This is a genomic window from Pseudomonas sp. AN-1 (assembly GCF_034057115.1).
Classification (GTDB): domain Bacteria; phylum Pseudomonadota; class Gammaproteobacteria; order Pseudomonadales; family Pseudomonadaceae; genus Geopseudomonas.
Window position 1 is genome coordinate 1,271,621 of the sequence record NZ_CP139195.1, and the last position, 18,147, is coordinate 1,289,767.

The following is an 18,147-nucleotide window of genomic DNA, read 5'->3' on the forward strand; positions in this document are numbered from 1 at the left end:
TGGGACTGCGCACTCGACGCGCATTCCAGCCCCTTACCGAGTGGAGGTTGCCATGACAATCATTCTGCCGAGCACCTGCCCCAGCTTTTACCGTCTAGCTCCGCAGTGGATACTGCAACTGCTCGCAGACTTTGGTACGAGCCACTGATCCCTCCAGCGCCGGGACGCACCACGCCCCGGCAAACACCACCTCAAGCGCTCCGGTTCATCGGGCGCATCAGGTCTCGCATCGATAGTTGATGATGGGCGTCCGGCCGTCATTTGGATGAGAGCCTGCACCTGGGCTGCAGCTCCCCTCCAGCGATGGCATGCCTGCAGCAGCTGAAGACGAGGCAACCGGCGCCCCACGGGGCGCCGGCATGAAGGGCGGTGACTCAGGCTGCTGCCATGCGTCGGCAGCTCGGCAGGCAGACCAGTGACCAGGTGGCCATCTCGCTCAGCTTCAGCACCGAGCAACCGTCATTTGCGTTGGCCAGGAAATGGCTGGCCAGCTCGCCGACACTCCAGTCGGCGGTACTGGAGGCTATCACTCGCCCATCTGCGGAGAGCACCAGCGCATCCTGCTCGAGACGCACCAGACTGCGCGCCAGCACCCGCTCGAAGCTGTGCAGCGGAACGTCGGCGCCCGCCACGCCGATGAAGCGATCACCGACCATGATCGGCGTGGTGAAGGTCATCACGTACATGTCGGAGCCGTAAAGATCCACGTAGGGACTGGCGACCGTGCTACGGCCGGTCTCGCGCGGCACGCGGAACCAGGGCATGCCCAGATAGTTGTAGAAGTTCTCGCTGCGCTGGTTGAAGTTGAGGCGCAACGGCACAGTTTTCTGCTGGCCGACGAGGCGGCGCCACTCGAGATACATTTCCTGGTCGGCCAGTACCCCGGGCTCGAGCACAACTCCGGCACCATAGGCGCAGGAACGGGACTCCAGGAGGTGGGCATCGATCTTCGGGCGCAGAACCTCGAGGTCGCGAGAGCATGGCTGTCGCCCCGCCGCCTCGGCAGCTTCCCACAACGCACGGACCTCATCGATGAGCTGGTTCAGCTGAGCAAAAACGTTACCAATCGAAGCATTGATCCGCTGCGCACAGGCCTGCAGAGGATGGAGATTGGGCTGGATCGACACGATGCACCTCACACTAAGGTCTTTGTTTCTTCTTGTTGTTATTCCGAAGAGTGCCGCCGGCGGGGATAGCGTGAAATTTCTACTCACACCTACACGGCAGGCAGCCTTTCCGGAGTTTACGCAAGTCGCATGCCATCACTCGTTCTCGTCGCCAGCAGCCAGCAATGCCAGCCGCAGGTTGGCGAGCCGCTTGATACCGCGGGCGACGTGCGCCTCGGCCAGCGCCCCAGCCAGATTGGCATCGCCTGCCACCAGGGCGTCGAGGATGGTACGGTGCTCCTGCTGGATGGCCGCGGTATCGGCGACGCCGTCCGCCTGGATCCAAAGCAACTCGCCCAGTTCGGCCTGCAGCTGCATTTCCGCATGGGTGAGACGGACCGACTGGGCTGCCACCGCGATCTCGATATGGAAGCGGGCGTCGGCGCGCCGACGCTCGAGACGGCTGCTCGCGACACCCAGCGCCTCTACATAGTGCAGCAGCCGCTCATGGTGCTCCGCAGCGGAGCGCTGCGCCGCCAGGCGTGCCGCCATGCCGGAGATGGCCATCATCTCGTCGCCGAGATCGCGCAACTCCAGCGCACTCATCTCCTCCAGGCGCTGCAGCAGGAAGTCCTCTGGCATCTCGACCGGTGCACAGATGAAGCTGCCGCCATTGCGTCCGCGGCGGGTCTCGATCAGGCCGCGCTGACGCAGCACCGCCAGCGCTTCGCGCAGGGTCACGGTGGCCACGCCAAGCTGCATGGCCAGCTCACTCTCGCTGGGGAGCTGCTCGCCTTCGGCAAGCAAGCCCAGATCGATCACTTCGATCAGCCGGCGTACCACTTCCTCGGTGCGCCCTTCCTGACGCAGACGGATGAAACCAGCAGCATGGGCCTTGCTGACTGCACTCATAGATCACCTGTTCCAAGACGTCGCAGGAACTCCCGCTGACCGGACGGACAGCGGGCGCTCCATACGCAATGGCGCTAATTTACCAAAGTTGGCAGCTTGCCGGGCATTCATACCTGTAACATCAGATTTTTTCATCAATGACAGCACCGCCCCGGCAAGGCCGGGGCGGTGCTGTCATGGTCTCGTTGTCGACGATGCTCAGGCGAAGGGGTACGCCAGGGTGGGCATCCACTTGCGCCATACCTGTTCGAGCCTGCCGTCGGCGATCACCTCGGCGAGCGCAGCGTCGACCCGGGCACGGAACTCCGGCCGCTCCTTGGCCACGGCGATGCCCCAGCGATTGCGCGTCGCCACGGTGAAAGCAATGGCCAGATCCTCCTCCTCGGCCAGCGGCACCAGCGCCACGTCGTCGTCGACCATCGCGTCGATGCTGCCGGCGCGCAGCGCCTTGACCATGTCGCCCATCACGTCGTCGCTGTCGCCGCCGAACGGCACGCAGATCGCCCCTTCGAAGGTTTCCGCCAGGGCCATGTTGAGGCTGTTGGCGATGGCGCCGACCCGCTTGCCGCGCAGGTCGGCGGGCGAACGCACCGGGCTGCCGCGCAGCACCATGATCGACTCGTCGAACACCGCATAGGGCGCGCTGAAGTCGGCCAGGGTCTTGCGGTACTCGGAAATTCCCTGACCGCAGAGGACTATGTCGCCTTCCCCGGCCTGCAGGACGGGATAGAAGTCCCCCCAGTTGCGATATTCCCAGCGCACCCGCAGCCCCATGACCTGCGCCAGCAGGCGCGCCACGTCGGCCTCGTAACCGTGCCGCTCGCCCAGCCCGTCGCGCCAGAACAACGGCGGTGCCGGCAGGTCGGCGCAGATCACCCTCAGTTCGTTCATTGCGTCGCTCACGGCAGGTACTCCAGATACATCTTGCGTTCCCAGTCGGTGACCGCACCGCAGGCACGGGCCCATTCATCGGCCTTCAGGTCGCGGTACAGCTGGCTCATCTCCTCCGGCAGGGCCGCGCGCATCACCTCGCTCTGGTCGAAGGCGTTCACCGCCTCGCCGAGGGTCAGCGGCAGGCGCACCGCCGCCCCACCACCGGCATAGCTGTCCTGGCTCTCGGAGGGCCCCGGATCGATGCGGTTCTGCAGACCGTCGCGCATGGCGGCAAGCAGCAGGGCGTGGGACAGGTAGGGGTTCACGCTGGCATCGGGCAGCTTGTACTCCAGGCGACCGTTGGCCGACAGGCGTACGGTGCAGGTCTTGTTGTCCATGCCCCAGTTGATGCGGGTCGGCGCGAACAGCCCGGTGTCCCAGAAGCGCTTGTAGGAGTTGACGGTGGAAGCCATCACCATCATCGAGGCCGGCGCGTGGTGGAGCATGCCGCCCAGGGCGTGCAGGCCGATGTCGGTGAGGTGCAGCTCGCGGCGGCCGGGCTCGGCGAAGACGTTCTGCTCGCCGCGCCACAGGCTGACGTTGTGGTGGCAGCCGTTGCCCATCGAACCGGTGCTCGGCTTGGGCATGAAGCTGGCGATCACCCCGAACTCGCGGGCGACCTGGCGGCAGATCATGCGGTAGGTGAGCAGGCGGTCGGCGGTCAGTTCGCAGGAGTCGAACATCCAGTTCAGCTCGAGCTGGCCCGGATCCTCGTAGTCGCCCTCGATCATGTCCAGGCCCATGGCGATGGAGTACTCCATGACCTTCTTGAAGATCGGCCGCATCAGCTCGAGGTTGCCCAGGTGATAGGCGGGGCTGGCGCCGGTGCGCACCTGCACTTCCAGCTTCTCGCCGAGCCAGGACATCTCCGGCTCGCAACCGGACTTCAGGCGCAGGCCGGTATCGCGGGTGAACTCGTCGTGGGCGCGATACAGATTGCCCCGGGCGTCGCTAGCCAGCGGCATGCCGCCGATCTCGGGACGGTGGTCCGGCTCGTACAGGCGGCAGAAGAAGGCGCCGATCGAGCGATCCCACGGCAGCACGTTGAAGCTGGCGATATCCGGGATCGCGGTGAACTCGGCAGCCTGGGCGCCGCCACCGAGCAGCACGCCAGAGCGAGTGGTCTGCAGGTCCGTGAGTGCGGTGCGGTGGAACTGCACGCCCTTCTCCAGGTTGCGCAGCAGGTGCTTGGCCGGCACCACCTTGGCCAGCACGCGGCCGGACAGGGTGACCACCTGGTAATAGATGTACTCGACACCCGACTCACGGATTTTCGCGGCAAGGTCCGCGGCGGCGCTGGAGCTGGTGTTCAGTTCGCGGTGCAGGTCTAACGCTGTCATCTGGCTCTCCCGAGGCACTCTGCGTGCCGGCGAAGCAAAGAGGGGACTGGCTGGGCTGCGGCGACTGGTCATGCCGCAGCGTCGAAATCAATTTAAGATATGGTTTCATATCTTTCAAGAGGACAACGAAAAATCTCTCTGCGTCCCGCAAGCCTGCCATTTCAGGCAAACGCTGATGCCTTGGAGGATCAGCAACAGCCTTGTCCGGCCCAGGCAGGCACTCCGATTGGCAGAAAAATAAATATGAGATATGGTTTCACATGTTTAATGTCTGACCCAGAGGTAGCATCCCCATGCAGTCCACCCGTGCCGTCGCCATCATCCATGCCGAGACCGACTCGGCCGGCAGCCTGCCGGAGCTGTTCGCCAGCCATGGCCTTAACCTGGAGGTCGTTCCCATCACCCGCGGCCTGCCCGATCCGCAGCAACTCGACCTGCTGGTGGTAATGGGCAGCCCGGAGTCCGCCTACGACCACCGCCTGCCCTGGCTGCCAGAAGAGCTGGCCTGGCTGAGGGCAGTCCAGCAGCGCGGCTGCCCGACACTCGGCATCTGCTTCGGCAGCCAGTTGCTGGCCCGCGCCCTCGGTGGCGAGGTGTACCGCAACAGCCAGCCAGAGATCGGCTGGACGCCGGTGCAGGCCGTGGAGCGTAGCGGCGCCCACGAAGGACCCTGGCTGAACTTCCACTTCGACGCCTTCACCCCGCCGCCGGGCGCCACCCTGCTCGGCCGCACCGACCTGGCGGCGCAGGCCTATCGCCAGGGCAAGGCCATGGGGGTGCAGTTCCACCCGGAAATCACCCCGGAAATGTTCGACACCTGGATCGACTACTGGCAGTGCAGCGAGGAAGGCCAGCGCTTCCTCGCCACCGCCGGCGACCTGCCCGAGCGCATGCGCGCCGAGATCGCCGAGCGCGAACCGGCCAACCGCGCGCGCTGCAGCCTGCTGCTGCGTGAATACCTCGACAGTCTCTGACTCCCCCTACCCGCCCACACCGAGGACACCCCATGACCAAGCTCACCCGCGCCGACTGGGAACAGCGCGCCAGCCGGCTCGCCATCGAGTCGCGCGCCTACATCGCCGGCCGCTACCAGCCCGCCGCCGACGGCCGCACCTTCGCCTGCCTCAGCCCCATCGACGGCCGACAGCTGGCCGAGGTGGCCAGCTGCGACGCCGCCGATGCCGACCTCGCCGTACAGGCCGCCCGTGCCGTCTTCGAGGCAGGCGTCTGGTCCCGCCTGGCGCCGACCCGCCGCAAGACCGCGATGCTGCGTTTCGCCGATCTGCTCGAAGCACATGCCGAGGAACTGGCCCTGCTCGAGACGCTCGACATGGGCAAGCCGATCGGCGATGCCCTGGCGGTCGACGTGCCCGGCGCGGCACGCGCCATCCGCTGGAGCGGCGAGGCCATCGACAAGGTGTACGACGAGGTGGCGCCCACCGGGCACGACGAACTCGGCCTGGTCACCCGCGAGCCGATCGGCGTGGTCGCCGCCATCGTGCCGTGGAACTTCCCGCTGATGATGGCCTGCTGGAAGCTGGGGCCGGCGCTGGCCACCGGCAACTCGGTGATCCTCAAGCCTTCGGAGAAGTCGCCGCTCTCCGCCATCCGCATCGCCCAGCTGGCGGTCGACGCCGGCATTCCCGCCGGAGTGCTCAACGTGCTGCCCGGCTACGGCCACACCGTCGGCAAGGCGCTGGCCCTGCACATGGACGTCGACTGCCTGGTGTTCACCGGCTCCACCCGCATCGCCAAGCAACTGATGGTGTATGCCGGCGAGTCGAACATGAAGCGCGTCTGGCTGGAGGCCGGCGGCAAGAGCCCGAACATCGTCTGCGCCGACGCCCCCGACCTGCGTGCCGCCGCCGAGGCTGCCGCCGCGGCCATCGCCTTCAACCAGGGCGAGGTGTGCGTCGCCGGCTCGCGCCTGCTGGTCGAGCGCTCGATCCAGGAGCGCTTCGTGCCCATGGTGGTCGAGGCGCTCGCCGCCTGGCGCCCCGGCCATCCGCTGGACCCGGACACCCGCGTCGGCGCCGTGGTCGACCGCCAGCAGCTCGACACCGTGCTTGGCTACATCGCCGCCGGCAGCGCCGAGGGCGCACAGTTGCGCTGCGGCGGCCGCCAGGTGCTGGAGGAAACCGGCGGCACCTACGTCGAGCCGACCCTGTTCGACGGGGTGAGCAACGCCATGCGCATCGCCCGCGAGGAGATCTTCGGCCCGGTGCTGTCGGTGATCGCCTTCGACGATCTCGACGAGGCCATCCGCATCGCCAACGACAGCCCCTATGGCCTGGCCGCGGCGATCTGGACCGCCAGCCTGTCCAGGGCGCACCAGGCCGCGCGGGCGCTGCGCGCCGGCAGCGTGTGGATCAACCAGTACAACGGCGGCGACATGACCGCGCCGTTCGGCGGCTTCAAGCAGTCCGGCAACGGCCGCGACAAGTCGCTGCACGCCTTCGACAAGTACACCGAGATCAAGGCCACCTGGATCAGGCTGTGATCCCCGGCGCCCCCGCCTGGTTGCGGGGGCGCCTGCTTGCCCGGCTCCCACCTGCCCCACCCCACCTGCAGACGAAAAAAGGCGCGCAACCCGCAAGGGATCGCGCGCCAAAGGGACGACCGGAAATCAGGCCGGCACGGCGGTGCGCACGTTGGCGCGGAAGAACTCGGCGACCCAGCGGGCGATGCGCACGCTGTCGACCTCGTGCTGTTGCAGGCTGGCCAGCGCCTGGCTGGCGATCGCCTCGGGCAGCAGGCTGCCGCGGTACTTCTCGGTCAGGGCGCGGATGTAGGCCGGGGTGAACTCCGGATGGAACTGCACCGACAATGCCGGGAAACGGTAGGCCAGCACACCGTGCGGGCAGTGCTCGGAGCCGCCGATGCAGCGCGCCTCGGGCGGCAGCTCGCGAACCTGGTCCTGATGGAAGATCAGCGCGGCGCCCGCCGAGGGAGCCTGCTCCGCTGCGTAGCGGTACAGCTGCGCGCCCACGCCCCAGCCGTTCTCGGCACGCACGGTGCGCCCGCCGAAGGCATCGGCCATGATCTGGTGGCCGAAGCAGATACCGAATACCGGTCGCTCCAGCTCGCGCAGCTGGCCGAGGAAACCGATCAGCGCCTGCATCCAGGGCAGGCCCTCGTAGCAGCTGTGCTTGGAGCCGGACAACAGATAGCCGTCGAACGCCTCCGGGGCGGGCAGCGGCCCGCCGCTCACCGGCGAGACATAGGTGAAACGGGCGCCGGGCAGCTGCGGCGCCAGCCAGCGCTCGATCATCTGCGGATAGCTGCCGAAGGTCTCTTGCAGATCGGGCGGCGTGAGGCCGTTCTCGATGATGCACAGATTCAGGGGCTGGTCGGTCATGGAAGGGTTCCTTGTTCGTGGGGCAGGCGTCGCTGGCGGCGACGCCGGGTCGGAGCCATGGTTTCAGAGCTGGGCCAGCACCGTCTTCACCCAGGCCAGCGCCACGTCGCCGGGCAGCTCGCCGCTGGAGGCATCGTGCTGGCCGCGCTCGCCGACCTGGCTGGCGCCCAGCTCGATCAGCTTGTCGGCGATGATCTGGCTGCCGTTGTTGAAGGTGGCATAGAAGCTGTCGCCCAGGCCGAAGGCGGCGAAACGCACGCCGGACAGGTCCGGGCGCTCGCCGTCCAGGGCGTCGAACAGCGGCTGCGCCGAACCGGGCAGCTCGCCGTCGCCATAGGTCGAGCAGACCACCAGATAGAAGGTGTCCGCCGCGAACTCGTCGACGGTGAAGCCGGACATGTCGCGCACGACCACGTCCAGCTCGCCCTGGAGCGCCTCGCCGAGGTCCTCGGCGACCATTTCCGCATTGCCGGTCTCGGTACCGAACAGGATGGTGGTTTTCATCTCGGGAACTCCATTGCATTCAGGGCTGCGCGATGCGCAGCATGTCGGAAATCGTGCGGATCTTGCGGCGCTGGCGGTCCGCCGGCGCCTGTTCGAGCTCGAATGCGTCGATGCGCTTCCAGCCTTCGTAGGCCACCCGCGGCCCGGCGAATGCCGCCCCCAGGCTGGCGAAGCCCGGCTTGCCCAGGGTCAGGCTGCCGTCGCTCACCGCCTGGATGATGGCGTCGGCCACCCCGCGGGCATCGGCGCGGTTCTCCGGGATGGTTCCACGCGGGCCGCGGCGATACCAGCCGGCGCAGTACAGGCCGTGGTCGAGGCAGCCGGCGTCGAGTTCGGCGACGGCGCCGGACAGGCTGTCGCGACGCAGCGCGCCGCCAGCATCCTCGGCAAAGCCGATGGCGGTCAGCACGCTGTCGACCGCCAGTTCCAGGCGCTCGCCGCCCTGCCGGACGAAGGAGATGCCCTCGACGCCGCTGGCGCCGTGCACCCGTTCGGGCTCCCAGCCGAAGTGGAACAGTACCTGGCGCGCCCCGGTTGCCGGGCGCTCGAGCAGCTCCTGCAGGGCGCCCAGCTTGGCGGCATCCCCCTCCTCCGCGTGCAGCAGTGAGCCCTCGCCCAGGGCGAAGGTCACGTCCTGCAGCTTGCCCAGCTCGCGCAGCATCACGGTGTCGAACTTGGCCAGCATCGCCGGCGAGCGGCCGACGATGTGGATGGTCTGCGGCCGCTCGCCGGCCAGATGGGCCAGCACCGTCTCGGAGATGTCCGAGCCGGCGAACTCGTCCGCCGACTTGGCCAGCAGGCGCAGCAGGTCGATGGCCACGTTGCCGTTGCCGACTATCGCCGTGCGCCGGCCGAAGCGCGGCGCCAGCCCGACCTCGTCGGGATGGTCGTTGAAGAAGCGGGTCAGCCGCCCGGCGCCATGCACGCGCTCGAGATCGTCGCCGGGCACGCCCAGACGACGGTCCCCGTACAGGCCGGTGGCCAGCACCACGACATCGCAGGCGCCACGCAGCTCATCGAGGGCGATATCACGGCCGATCTCCAGGTTGCCGACGAAGCGGATGTTCTCGCGCTCGAACAGCCGGTCGAACTGCCGGGTGACCGCCTTGGTGCCCGGATGGTCGGGCGCCACGCCGTAGCGCACCAGCCCGTAGGGCACCGGCAGGCGGTCGAGGACGCTGATCTCGGCATCCGGCCAGGCCTTGCGCAGCGCCTGCGCCAGGTAGCAGCCCGAAGGGCCGGAGCCGACTATCGCGACGGTAGGACTGGCCATGGCTCAGGCCTCCGGATCGAACTTGATCGGCAGGCTCAGCGGCCCGGTGTTGCCGCTGTCCGGCAGCCAGTTCGGCTCGCCGTTGTAGGCCGGATTCCTGACCCGCTGGGCGAGCAGGGCCAGCGCCTCGGTCATGTCGCCGCGGGCGATGAAGTGGCCGATGCAGTGGTGGGCGCCGGCACCGAAGCCGAAGTGCGGCTGGCGCTTGGCGGTGATGTCGAACCCGGGGTTGTCGAACACCCGCGGGTCGGTGCCGGCGGCCTGGCTGAACAGGTGCACGGTGGTGCCCCTGGCGATATCCAGCCCCTGGAAGGTGAAGTCCTCCAGCGCCTCGCGGGTCACCCAGGTCACGGTCGGACGCACGCGCATCACCTCCTCCACCGCCGCGCGCGCCAGCTCCGGTTGCTCGCCGAGCAGCTTCCACTGTTCCGGATGCTGCAGGAAAGTGTCCATCGCCAGGGAGATCTGGTTGCGGGTGGTATCGATGCCGCCGAAGATCGCCAGCACGATCATGTCGTACAGCTCCTGGTCGCTCAGCGCCGACTTGTCCTCGGCGTTGGCCTTGACCAGTGCACTGAGGAAGTCGTCGCCCAGCCCCTGCTGCTTGACCTTCTCCACCGCCTGTACCGCATAGGCGACCAGCTTGTCGGTCGCCGCATTGATGCGCGCCTCGTCCTGCTTGAAGGTCACGCCCAGGGCCAGGCCCATGTCGGAGGCCAGCTCGGCCAGCGCGCGCCACTCGCTGGTCGGCAGGCCGAGCAGGCTGCAGATCACCTGGGTGGCGTAGGGCTCGGCGAACTGGCTGACGAAATCGCATTGGCCGTCTTTGATGAAGCCGTCGATCAGCGCGCTGGCCATGTTCTGGAAGTCCGGGGTCAGCTTGCGCACCAGCTTGGGCGCGAAGGCCGGGTTGGCCAGCCGGCGCAGGCGCGAATGATCGGCGCCCTCGCGGCTCAGCAGCATGCGCACCCACCACTCGGCGAAGCTGCCGGTGGCCTTGTTGTGCGCCGGCCAGGCGTAGCTGCCCTGGCGCAGGCGCTGGTCGCGGATCAGGTTGTTGACCTCGTCGTAGCGCAGGATGGCGATGCCGTAGGGGGTGCGGGCGAACCAGCTCTTCTCGCGCGCCTCCATGACGGCCCGCGAGCGGATGGAGAACGCCGGGTCAGTGACGTCGAGATAGGGAGCCGATTCGAACAGGTTGCTAACGCTGGCAGTCATGCGCACCTCCGATGGGGATTGAAGTTGGCTGCGGTCACGAGTCGCCGTCTCCTGGCAGCGCCCGCAGCGCCCGGCCGCGCGGTTCGCCGCTGTGGCATCGGGTTGGGACGGCTTGAATTTAAAATATGGTTTCATATCTTTCAATGCCCTTTTTGCCCTGCGCAGCGAATTTATTTGCCGGCGCCGACTGAATCGCCCGCCGGCATCACGCCATGGGCAGCCCCACAAGGGCCGATCCAGCCGCTTTCGCCATGGGTATTGGCATCCACAAAAACATAAGATATGGTTTCATAACATTTAGCGTTTTCCTCACCGCCTTCATCCCGCCAGGAGTCCGCCATGCACCTGAACGACCCAGTCCTCTTCCGCCAGCAGGCGTTCATCGATGGCCAGTGGCTGGACGCGGACGACGGCCGCACCATCGCGGTCGACAATCCGGCCGATGGTGAACGTCTCGGCCAGGTCCCGCGCATGGGTGCCAGCGAAACGCGGCGCGCCATCGAGGCTGCCGACCGCGCTCTGCCCGCCTGGCGCGCCCTGACCGCCAAGGAGCGCGCCGGCAAGCTGCGTCGCTGGTATGAACTGATGCTCGAGAACCAGGAGGACCTGGCCCGGCTGATGACCCTCGAACAGGGCAAGCCGCTGGCCGAGGCGCGCGGCGAGATCCTCTATGCCGCGTCTTTCCTCGAATGGTTCGCCGAGGAAGCCAAGCGCGTTTACGGCGACAGCATCCCTGGTCACCAGCCTGACAAGCGCCTGCTGGTACTGAAGCAGCCGATCGGCGTCACCGCGGCGATCACTCCGTGGAACTTCCCCAGCGCGATGATCACCCGCAAGGCCGGCCCGGCGCTGGCCGCCGGTTGCACCATGGTGCTCAAGCCGGCCTCGCAGACGCCCTTCTCCGCTCTCGCCCTGGCCGAACTGGCCAGCCGCGCCGGCATCCCCGCCGGGGTGTTCAGCGTGGTCACCGGCTCGGCCGCAGAGGTCGGCGCCGAGCTGACCGGCAACCCGCTGGTGCGCAAGCTGACCTTCACCGGCTCGACCGAGATCGGCCGCCAGCTGATGGCCGAGTGCGCCAAGGACATCAAGAAGGTGTCGCTGGAGCTGGGCGGCAACGCGCCCTTCATCGTCTTCGACGATGGCGACCTCGACGCCGCCGTCGAGGGGGCGCTGGCCTCCAAGTACCGCAACGCCGGGCAGACCTGCGTGTGCGCCAACCGCCTGTACGTGCAGGACGGCGTCTACGACGCCTTCGCCGAGAAGCTCCGCGCCGCCGTGGCCCGCCTGAAGGTCGGCAACGGCCTGGAGGCAGGCGTCACCACCGGCCCGCTGATCGACGACAAGGCGGTGGCCAAGGTCCGCGAGCACATCGACGACGCCCTCGGCAAGGGCGCCCGCCTGCTCGTCGGCGGCACTAGCCTGGGCGGCAACTTCTTTGAGCCGACCATCCTGGTCGACGTCCCCGCCGGGGCCAAGGTGGCCCGCGAGGAAACCTTCGGCCCCCTGGCGCCGCTGTTCCGCTTCAAGGACGAGGCCGAAGTGATCGCCATGTCCAACGACACCGAATTCGGCCTGGCCGCCTACTTCTACGCCCGCGACCTGGGCCGGGTGTTCCGCGTCGCCGAGGCGCTGGAGTACGGCATCGTCGGCATCAACACCGGAATCATCTCCACCGAAGTGGCGCCGTTCGGCGGCATGAAGGCCTCCGGCCTCGGCCGCGAGGGCTCCAAGTACGGCATCGAGGACTACCTCGAGATCAAGTACCTGTGCCTGGCCATCTGAGCCAGTCCGCCTCCATTCAATACCGGCAACGAGAAAGACCATGAGCCAGACCAACGCTTCCCTGCTGCAACGCCGCCAGGCCGCCGTCGCCCGCGGCGTCAGCCAGATCCACCCGATCGTCGCCGAGCGCGCCGAGAACGCCACCGTGTGGGACGTCGAAGGCCGCGAGTACATCGACTTCGCCGGCGGCATCGCCGTGCTCAACACCGGCCACCTGCATCCGAAGGTGGTGGCCGCCGTCCAGGAGCAGCTGACCAAGCTGTCGCACACCTGCTTCCAGGTGCTGGCCTACGAGCCCTACATCGCCCTGTGCGAGGAAATCGCCAAGCGCGTGCCGGGCGATTTCGCCAAGAAGACCCTGCTGGTCACCTCCGGCTCCGAGGCCGTCGAGAACGCCGTGAAGATCGCCCGCGCCGCCACCGGCCGCGCCGGGGTGATCGCCTTCACCGGCGCCTACCACGGCCGCACCATGATGACCCTGTCGCTGACCGGCAAGGTGGTGCCCTACTCGGCCGGCATGGGCCTGATGCCGGGCGGCGTCTACCGCGCCCTGGCGCCCTGCGAGCTGCACGGCATCAGCGAGGATGACGCCATCGCCAGCATCGAGCGCATCTTCAAGAACGACGCCCAGCCGCAGGACATCGCCGCGATCATCATCGAGCCGGTGCAGGGCGAGGGCGGCTTCTACGTCAACTCCAAGGCCTTCATGCAGCGCCTGCGCGCCCTGTGCGACCAGCACGGCATCCTGCTGATCGCCGACGAGGTACAGACCGGCGCCGGCCGCACCGGCACCTTCTTCGCCACCGAGCAGCTGGGCATCGTCCCGGACCTGACCACCTTCGCCAAGTCGGTGGGCGGTGGCTTCCCGATCGCCGGTGTGTGCGGCAAGGCGGAAATCATGGACGCCGTCGCCCCCGGCGGCCTGGGCGGCACCTACGCCGGCAGCCCGATCGCCTGCGCTGCCGCCCTGGCCGTGCTCGAGGTGTTCGACGAGGAGAACCTGCTGGAGCGCTCCCAGGCCGTCGGCGAGCGCCTGAAGGCCGGCCTGCGCGAGATCCAGGCCAAGCACAAGGTCATCGGCGACGTGCGCGGCCTGGGTTCGATGGTCGCCATCGAGCTGTTCGAGGACGGCGACGTGCACAAGCCAGCCGCCGAGCTGGTCGGCAGGATCGTCGCCCGCACCCGCGACAAGGGCCTGATCCTGCTGTCCTGCGGCACCTACTACAACGTGATCCGCTTTCTGATGCCGATCACCATCCCGGACGCCCAGCTGGAGCAGGGCCTGGCCATCCTCGCCGAGTGCTTCGACGAGCTGGCCTGAGTCACGACGGACCCACGCCTCAGGGCAAGCAAGACTCACAGAGAGAGATGACCACGATGCAAACCAAACTGCTGATCAACGGCCAACTGGTCGCCGGCCACGGCCCCATCCAGACCGTCCTCGACCCGGCGCTCGGCAGCCCGATCGCCGAGATCCCCGAAGCCACCGCCGAGCAGGTGGATGCCGCGGTGAACGCTGCCGAGGCGGCCTTCCCGGCCTGGTCGCAGACCCCGCCGAAGGAACGCGCGGCAGCGCTGCTGCAGGTCGCCGAGGTCATCGACGCCCACGCCGAGGAACTGGCCCGCCTGGAGTCGCGCAACTGCGGCAAGCCCTACGCGGCCGCGCTCAACGACGAGCTGCCGGCCATCGCCGACGTGTTCCGCTTCTTCGCTGGTGCCGTGCGCTGCCTGCAGGGTTCGGCGGCCGGCGAGTACCTGCCGGGGCATACCTCGATGATCCGCCGCGACCCGGTCGGCGTGGTCGCCTCCATCGCGCCGTGGAACTACCCGCTGATGATGGTCGCCTGGAAGCTCGCGCCGGCCCTGGCCGCCGGCAACTGCGTGGTGCTCAAGCCATCCGAGCAGACTCCGCTGACCGCGCTGCGCCTGGCCGAGCTGATCGCCGGGATCTTCCCGGCCGGAGTGGTCAACCTGGTGTTCGGCCGCGGCCCGAGCGTCGGCGCGCCGCTGACCAATCATCCGAAGGTGCGCATGGTGTCGCTGACCGGCTCGATCGCCACCGGGGTGAACATCATCTCCAGCACCGCCGACAGCGTGAAGCGCATGCACATGGAGCTGGGCGGCAAGGCTCCGGTGATCATCTTCGACGATGCCGACATCGACGCCGCGGTGGAGGGCATCCGCACCTTCGGCTTCTACAACGCCGGCCAGGACTGCACCGCGGCCTGCCGCATCTACGCCCAGCAGGGCATCTACGAGAAGTTCGTCGCCCGCCTGGGCGAGGCGGTCAGCAGCATCAGGTACGGCCTGCAGGACGAGGAAGATACCGAACTCGGCCCGGTGATCACCGCGGCCCATCTCGAACGCGTCGCCGGCTTCGTCGAGCGCGCCAAGGCCCAGCCGCACATCCGCGTGGTCACCGGCGGCAACAAGGTCGAAGGCCCCGGCTTCTTCTTCGAGCCCACGGTGCTCGCCGGCGCCCGCCAGGACGACGAGATCGTCCGCCGCGAAGTGTTCGGCCCGGTCGTCTCGGTCACCGCCTTCGACGACGAGGCCCAGGCGCTGGCCTTCGCCAACGACTCCGACTACGGCCTGGCCTCCTCGGTATGGACCGCCGACATCGGCCGCGCGCACCGCATGGCCGCCCGCCTGCAGTACGGCTGCACCTGGGTGAACACCCACTTCATGCTGGTCAGCGAGATGCCGCACGGCGGCATGAAGCTCTCCGGCTACGGCAAGGACATGTCGATGTACGGCCTCGAGGACTACACCGCCATCCGCCATGTGATGGTCAAGCACTGAAGGGGCCCCGCTCCGTCATGGAGCGGCCGGGGCCACCGGCGGGGTGCAGCCACCGCCGGTCCCCGGGTCATATCAAGGGAGTAGACTTTCCGTCTAAATACATTTAAAAACATATGACAAATCAAAAGACAAAAACCGAACGAAACGCGGCACCACAGACGGTCACCCCCAGCCTGCTGCCGAGCAGAACACACCGGAGGTTCGCGCAATGCTGATCACAGGAATCAAGAGCCGGCCGGTCTACGACCAGCTCAAACCCATGAGCGGTGGCCTGCGGCACGTATTGGCCGCACAGGGCAGCGGAGGCGCCGCGCTGCTGCGCCTGCTCGGCGAAATGAGCGAGGCCCAGCGCCAGGCCACCACACTGCTCTACTCCACCGAAACCTTCTCCGGCCACAACCACCTGGCCGCCCTGCGCGACTGCGCCCTCGCCGATCTGCGCGAGTTCTCCAGCAACCAGGCCCTGCTCGACGCCCTGCGCGAGCTGCTGGGCCAGGCCCACATGGGCACCCGCCTGTACCTGGCCGGCTCGGAAAGCTTCATCGGCACGGCCATGCAGGTCGCCGGCGCCTACGACATGAATCGCGACGAGGTGCTGCGCGAGCACAGCGGCACCCTGGTGCGCCGCGTCTGGTGCGTGCACTGCGACACCTACACCGAGAACGTCACCCAGCGCGTCTTCCGCTGCCCCGGCTGCGGCCTGGACCTGATCGTGCGCGACCACTATTCGCGGCGCCTGGCCGCCTTCCAGGGCGTCAAGGCCGACGGCGAAGTCCCCGGCGAACTGCCCCCTGCAGAGGAACTCGACACATGATGTCCAACCACGGAACCCTGCGCGTACGCATAGCGCGCACCGAGGATGTCACCCCGGACATCCGCCGCCTGACCCTGGTCTCCCCGGACGGGCAACACCTGCCGCCCTTCTCCGGCGGCAGCAACATCGTCGTCGTGCTGCCCAATGGCGAGCAGACCATCCGCAACGCCTATTCGCTGATGGGCTCGCCCTACGACTCCAGCTCCTACCAGATCGCCGTGCGCAAGGTCGACAACGGTCGCGGCGGCTCGAAGCTGATCCACGAGCAGCTCAAGGAAGGTGACAAGCTGCAGATCGTCGCCCCGGTCAATCTCTTCCCGCTCGCCAAGCATGCCCGCCTGCAGCTGTTCATCGCCGGCGGCGTGGGCATCACCCCGGTGTTCTCGCAACTGGAAGAGCTGCGCCTGAAGAACCTGCCCTTCGAGGTGCACTACGCCGTGCGCGGCCCGGAACATGCCGGACTCGGCCGCGAGCTGCAGGTCCGCTACGGCGATGCCATCCACCTGTACGTCGACGGCGCAGGCCCGCAGCTGAACATCGCCGCGGTGCTGGCCGAGCGGCCGCTGGGCAGCCACGTCTATGTCTGCGGCCCCGGCAGCATGATCGACGACACCATCGACAGCGCCCGCCGCCTGGGCTGGACCGACAGCCACATCCACTACGAACGCTTCGTCGAGCAGGGCTCCAGCGGCCAGCCGTTCAGCGTCACCCTGGCCCGCCAGGGCGCGACCATCGAGGTCGCCGCCGAGCAGTCGATGCTCGAAGCCATGGAGGAAGCCGGCTACACGCCGCCCTACCTGTGCCGTGGCGGCGCCTGCGGCTACTGCGAGACCGCCGTGCTCGAACTCGACGGCGAGATCCAGCACAAGGACGACTGGCTGTCCGACGACGACAAGCGCAGCAACACCAAGATCATGCCCTGCGTGTCCCGTGCCTGCGGCAAGCGCCTGGTCATCGACCTCTGAACGGGGAAAGTCAATGAACGCCATCTTCAAGCAACACGAAACCTACCGCGACGACTACAGCTACGCCAACAGCCGCGACTGCGTACTGCGCCTGCCCTTCCCCTACCCGGAAGACCAGTACATGTACTCCATGAACGTGGAGCCGCACGTGCCCTTCGGCGAGGGCGCGCTCAAGGCGGCGCTGGACATCGACGAGCACTACGTCACCGAGTGCCGGGAACGGGCCCTGGCGCTGGAAGCCCAGCCGGGCGCGCACTACGTCAGCCTGCCGCACATGCTCGAGGCGCAGTGGGACTTGCTGGAGCTGATCATGGAGTCGTACTCCCGCGACTTCCCCGAGCACTTCAGCCTCGCGAAGAACGGCAGCCAGTGGCACTGGATCAACCGCCCGCTGGGCATCGACCAGACCTTCACCTTCGGCGACACCTCGACCCTGCCGATGGAGCCGATGGAGTACATCACCCGCCAGGCCCAGGGCGAGTTCATCCTGCTGGAGGAGCGCGACAACACCCTGGTGATCGGCGCCGGCATGGCCACCCAGCGGGCCGACTACTCGCTGCGTTTCAACCTCGGCATGAGCTTCATGGAGTTCCACGGCCCGGTCCCCAAGCTGCACGAGATGGGCATCCTCGAGCGCGCGCTGAAGTTCCTCCTGCGCCTGCGCCCCGGCCATCCGGTGCGCCGCACCAACTGGTCGCTGACCGTGCACCCGCGCATGGAAACCTCGGCCGAGACCCTGCCGGACTGGGCGCCGGACCGCACCATAGTCACCGCCGAGAACGCCGGCGAACTGGTCAACCTGCGCATCGAGCTGCAGCCGCTGCACCGCCTGCCGCGCAGCAACGCCGTGCTGTTCCCGGTGCGCACCTACCTGGTCAGCCTGCAGGAGCTGGGCACCTTCGCCCCGCAGTGGGCCAAGCGCATGCACCGCGTGCTGAAGACCCTCGACCAGGAGCTGGTCGACTACAAGGGCTTCACCCGCTATCGCGATGCCGCCGTGGCCTGGCTGGCGCAGTACGACGACGGCCTGCCGGTCGACGCCGCACATCCGGAAAAACCGCTGAGCCGCTGAGACGGACCACCTGCGCGGCCACCGCGCAGGCATTCACTGTGCTTGAAAACTGCCGACAAGAACTGGAG

The 18,147-nt window shown here is 67.6% G+C and carries 16 protein-coding genes; 8 read left to right on the top strand and 8 right to left on the bottom strand.

Features of this window, described 5'->3' with window-relative positions:
* Window positions 1-374 precede the first annotated feature (374 nt).
* From SK095_RS05705 to SK095_RS05720, 4 genes are all read right to left on the bottom strand, one after another.
* Window positions 375-1,127: a cache domain-containing protein gene (locus tag SK095_RS05705; RefSeq protein ID WP_320548185.1), complete on the bottom strand. Its 753-nt coding sequence runs from the start codon at window positions 1,125-1,127 to the stop codon at window positions 375-377.
* A gap of 135 nt (window positions 1,128-1,262) precedes the next feature.
* Window positions 1,263-2,018, bottom strand: a complete 756-nt coding sequence (locus SK095_RS05710; protein WP_320548186.1) for a FadR/GntR family transcriptional regulator — start codon at window positions 2,016-2,018, stop codon at window positions 1,263-1,265.
* A gap of 198 nt (window positions 2,019-2,216) precedes the next feature.
* Window positions 2,217-2,921, bottom strand: a complete 705-nt coding sequence (locus SK095_RS05715; protein ID WP_320548187.1) for an ABC transporter substrate-binding protein — start codon at window positions 2,919-2,921, stop codon at window positions 2,217-2,219.
* Complete coding sequence (locus SK095_RS05720; protein WP_320548188.1) at window positions 2,918-4,291, bottom strand: glutamine synthetase; 1,374 nt, start codon at window positions 4,289-4,291, stop codon at window positions 2,918-2,920. The genes SK095_RS05715 and SK095_RS05720 overlap by 4 nt, the downstream gene beginning before the upstream one ends.
* Before the next feature lie 293 nt (window positions 4,292-4,584).
* Here SK095_RS05720 and SK095_RS05725 point away from each other — a divergent pair, with 293 nt between their 5' ends.
* Window positions 4,585-5,265, top strand: a complete 681-nt coding sequence (locus tag SK095_RS05725; RefSeq protein WP_090347712.1) for a type 1 glutamine amidotransferase — start codon at window positions 4,585-4,587, stop codon at window positions 5,263-5,265.
* A 32-nt stretch (window positions 5,266-5,297) separates the two neighbouring features.
* A complete protein-coding gene (locus tag SK095_RS05730) occupies window positions 5,298-6,791 on the top strand; it encodes an aldehyde dehydrogenase (RefSeq protein WP_320548189.1) in 1,494 nt (497 codons plus the stop codon).
* A 126-nt stretch (window positions 6,792-6,917) separates the two neighbouring features.
* On the opposite strand, the gene SK095_RS05735 is transcribed toward SK095_RS05730, so the two are convergent.
* The 4 genes from SK095_RS05735 to SK095_RS05750 all read right to left on the bottom strand — a co-directional run bounded on the left by SK095_RS05735 (window position 6,918) and on the right by SK095_RS05750 (window position 10,644).
* On the bottom strand, window positions 6,918-7,649 hold the full coding sequence (locus SK095_RS05735; RefSeq protein ID WP_320548190.1) for a glutamine amidotransferase-related protein: 732 nt from the start codon (window positions 7,647-7,649) through the stop codon (window positions 6,918-6,920).
* Between the two features lie 63 nt (window positions 7,650-7,712).
* Window positions 7,713-8,153: a flavodoxin domain-containing protein gene (locus tag SK095_RS05740; protein WP_320548191.1), complete on the bottom strand. Its 441-nt coding sequence runs from the start codon at window positions 8,151-8,153 to the stop codon at window positions 7,713-7,715.
* Window positions 8,154-8,172: 19 nt separating this feature from the next.
* Window positions 8,173-9,426 (bottom strand): FAD-dependent oxidoreductase, encoded by a 1,254-nt coding sequence (locus SK095_RS05745; protein WP_320548192.1) that lies wholly within the window; start codon window positions 9,424-9,426, stop codon window positions 8,173-8,175.
* A 3-nt stretch (window positions 9,427-9,429) separates the two neighbouring features.
* Window positions 9,430-10,644: a cytochrome P450 gene (locus SK095_RS05750; protein WP_320548193.1), complete on the bottom strand. Its 1,215-nt coding sequence runs from the start codon at window positions 10,642-10,644 to the stop codon at window positions 9,430-9,432.
* A gap of 339 nt (window positions 10,645-10,983) precedes the next feature.
* On the opposite strand from SK095_RS05750, the gene gabD reads away from it, so the two are divergent.
* The 6 genes from gabD (at window position 10,984) to SK095_RS05780 (ending at window position 18,079) form a co-directional block, all read left to right on the top strand.
* Complete coding sequence (gene gabD / locus SK095_RS05755) at window positions 10,984-12,426, top strand: NADP-dependent succinate-semialdehyde dehydrogenase (RefSeq protein ID WP_320548194.1); 1,443 nt, start codon at window positions 10,984-10,986, stop codon at window positions 12,424-12,426.
* A gap of 40 nt (window positions 12,427-12,466) precedes the next feature.
* Window positions 12,467-13,747 (top strand): 4-aminobutyrate--2-oxoglutarate transaminase, encoded by a 1,281-nt coding sequence (gabT, locus tag SK095_RS05760; protein WP_320548195.1) that lies wholly within the window; start codon window positions 12,467-12,469, stop codon window positions 13,745-13,747.
* Between the two features lie 56 nt (window positions 13,748-13,803).
* Window positions 13,804-15,228 (top strand): gamma-aminobutyraldehyde dehydrogenase, encoded by a 1,425-nt coding sequence (locus SK095_RS05765; RefSeq protein WP_320548196.1) that lies wholly within the window; start codon window positions 13,804-13,806, stop codon window positions 15,226-15,228.
* A 208-nt stretch (window positions 15,229-15,436) separates the two neighbouring features.
* Window positions 15,437-16,042 (top strand): dimethylamine monooxygenase subunit DmmA family protein, encoded by a 606-nt coding sequence (locus SK095_RS05770; RefSeq protein WP_320548197.1) that lies wholly within the window; start codon window positions 15,437-15,439, stop codon window positions 16,040-16,042.
* Window positions 16,039-17,007: a PDR/VanB family oxidoreductase gene (locus SK095_RS05775; RefSeq protein ID WP_136491515.1), complete on the top strand. Its 969-nt coding sequence runs from the start codon at window positions 16,039-16,041 to the stop codon at window positions 17,005-17,007. Before SK095_RS05770 ends, SK095_RS05775 begins: the two co-directional genes overlap by 4 nt.
* Window positions 17,008-17,020: 13 nt before the next feature.
* On the top strand, window positions 17,021-18,079 hold the full coding sequence (locus SK095_RS05780) for a heme-dependent oxidative N-demethylase family protein (protein ID WP_136491514.1): 1,059 nt from the start codon (window positions 17,021-17,023) through the stop codon (window positions 18,077-18,079).
* Window positions 18,080-18,147: the final 68 nt, after the last annotated feature.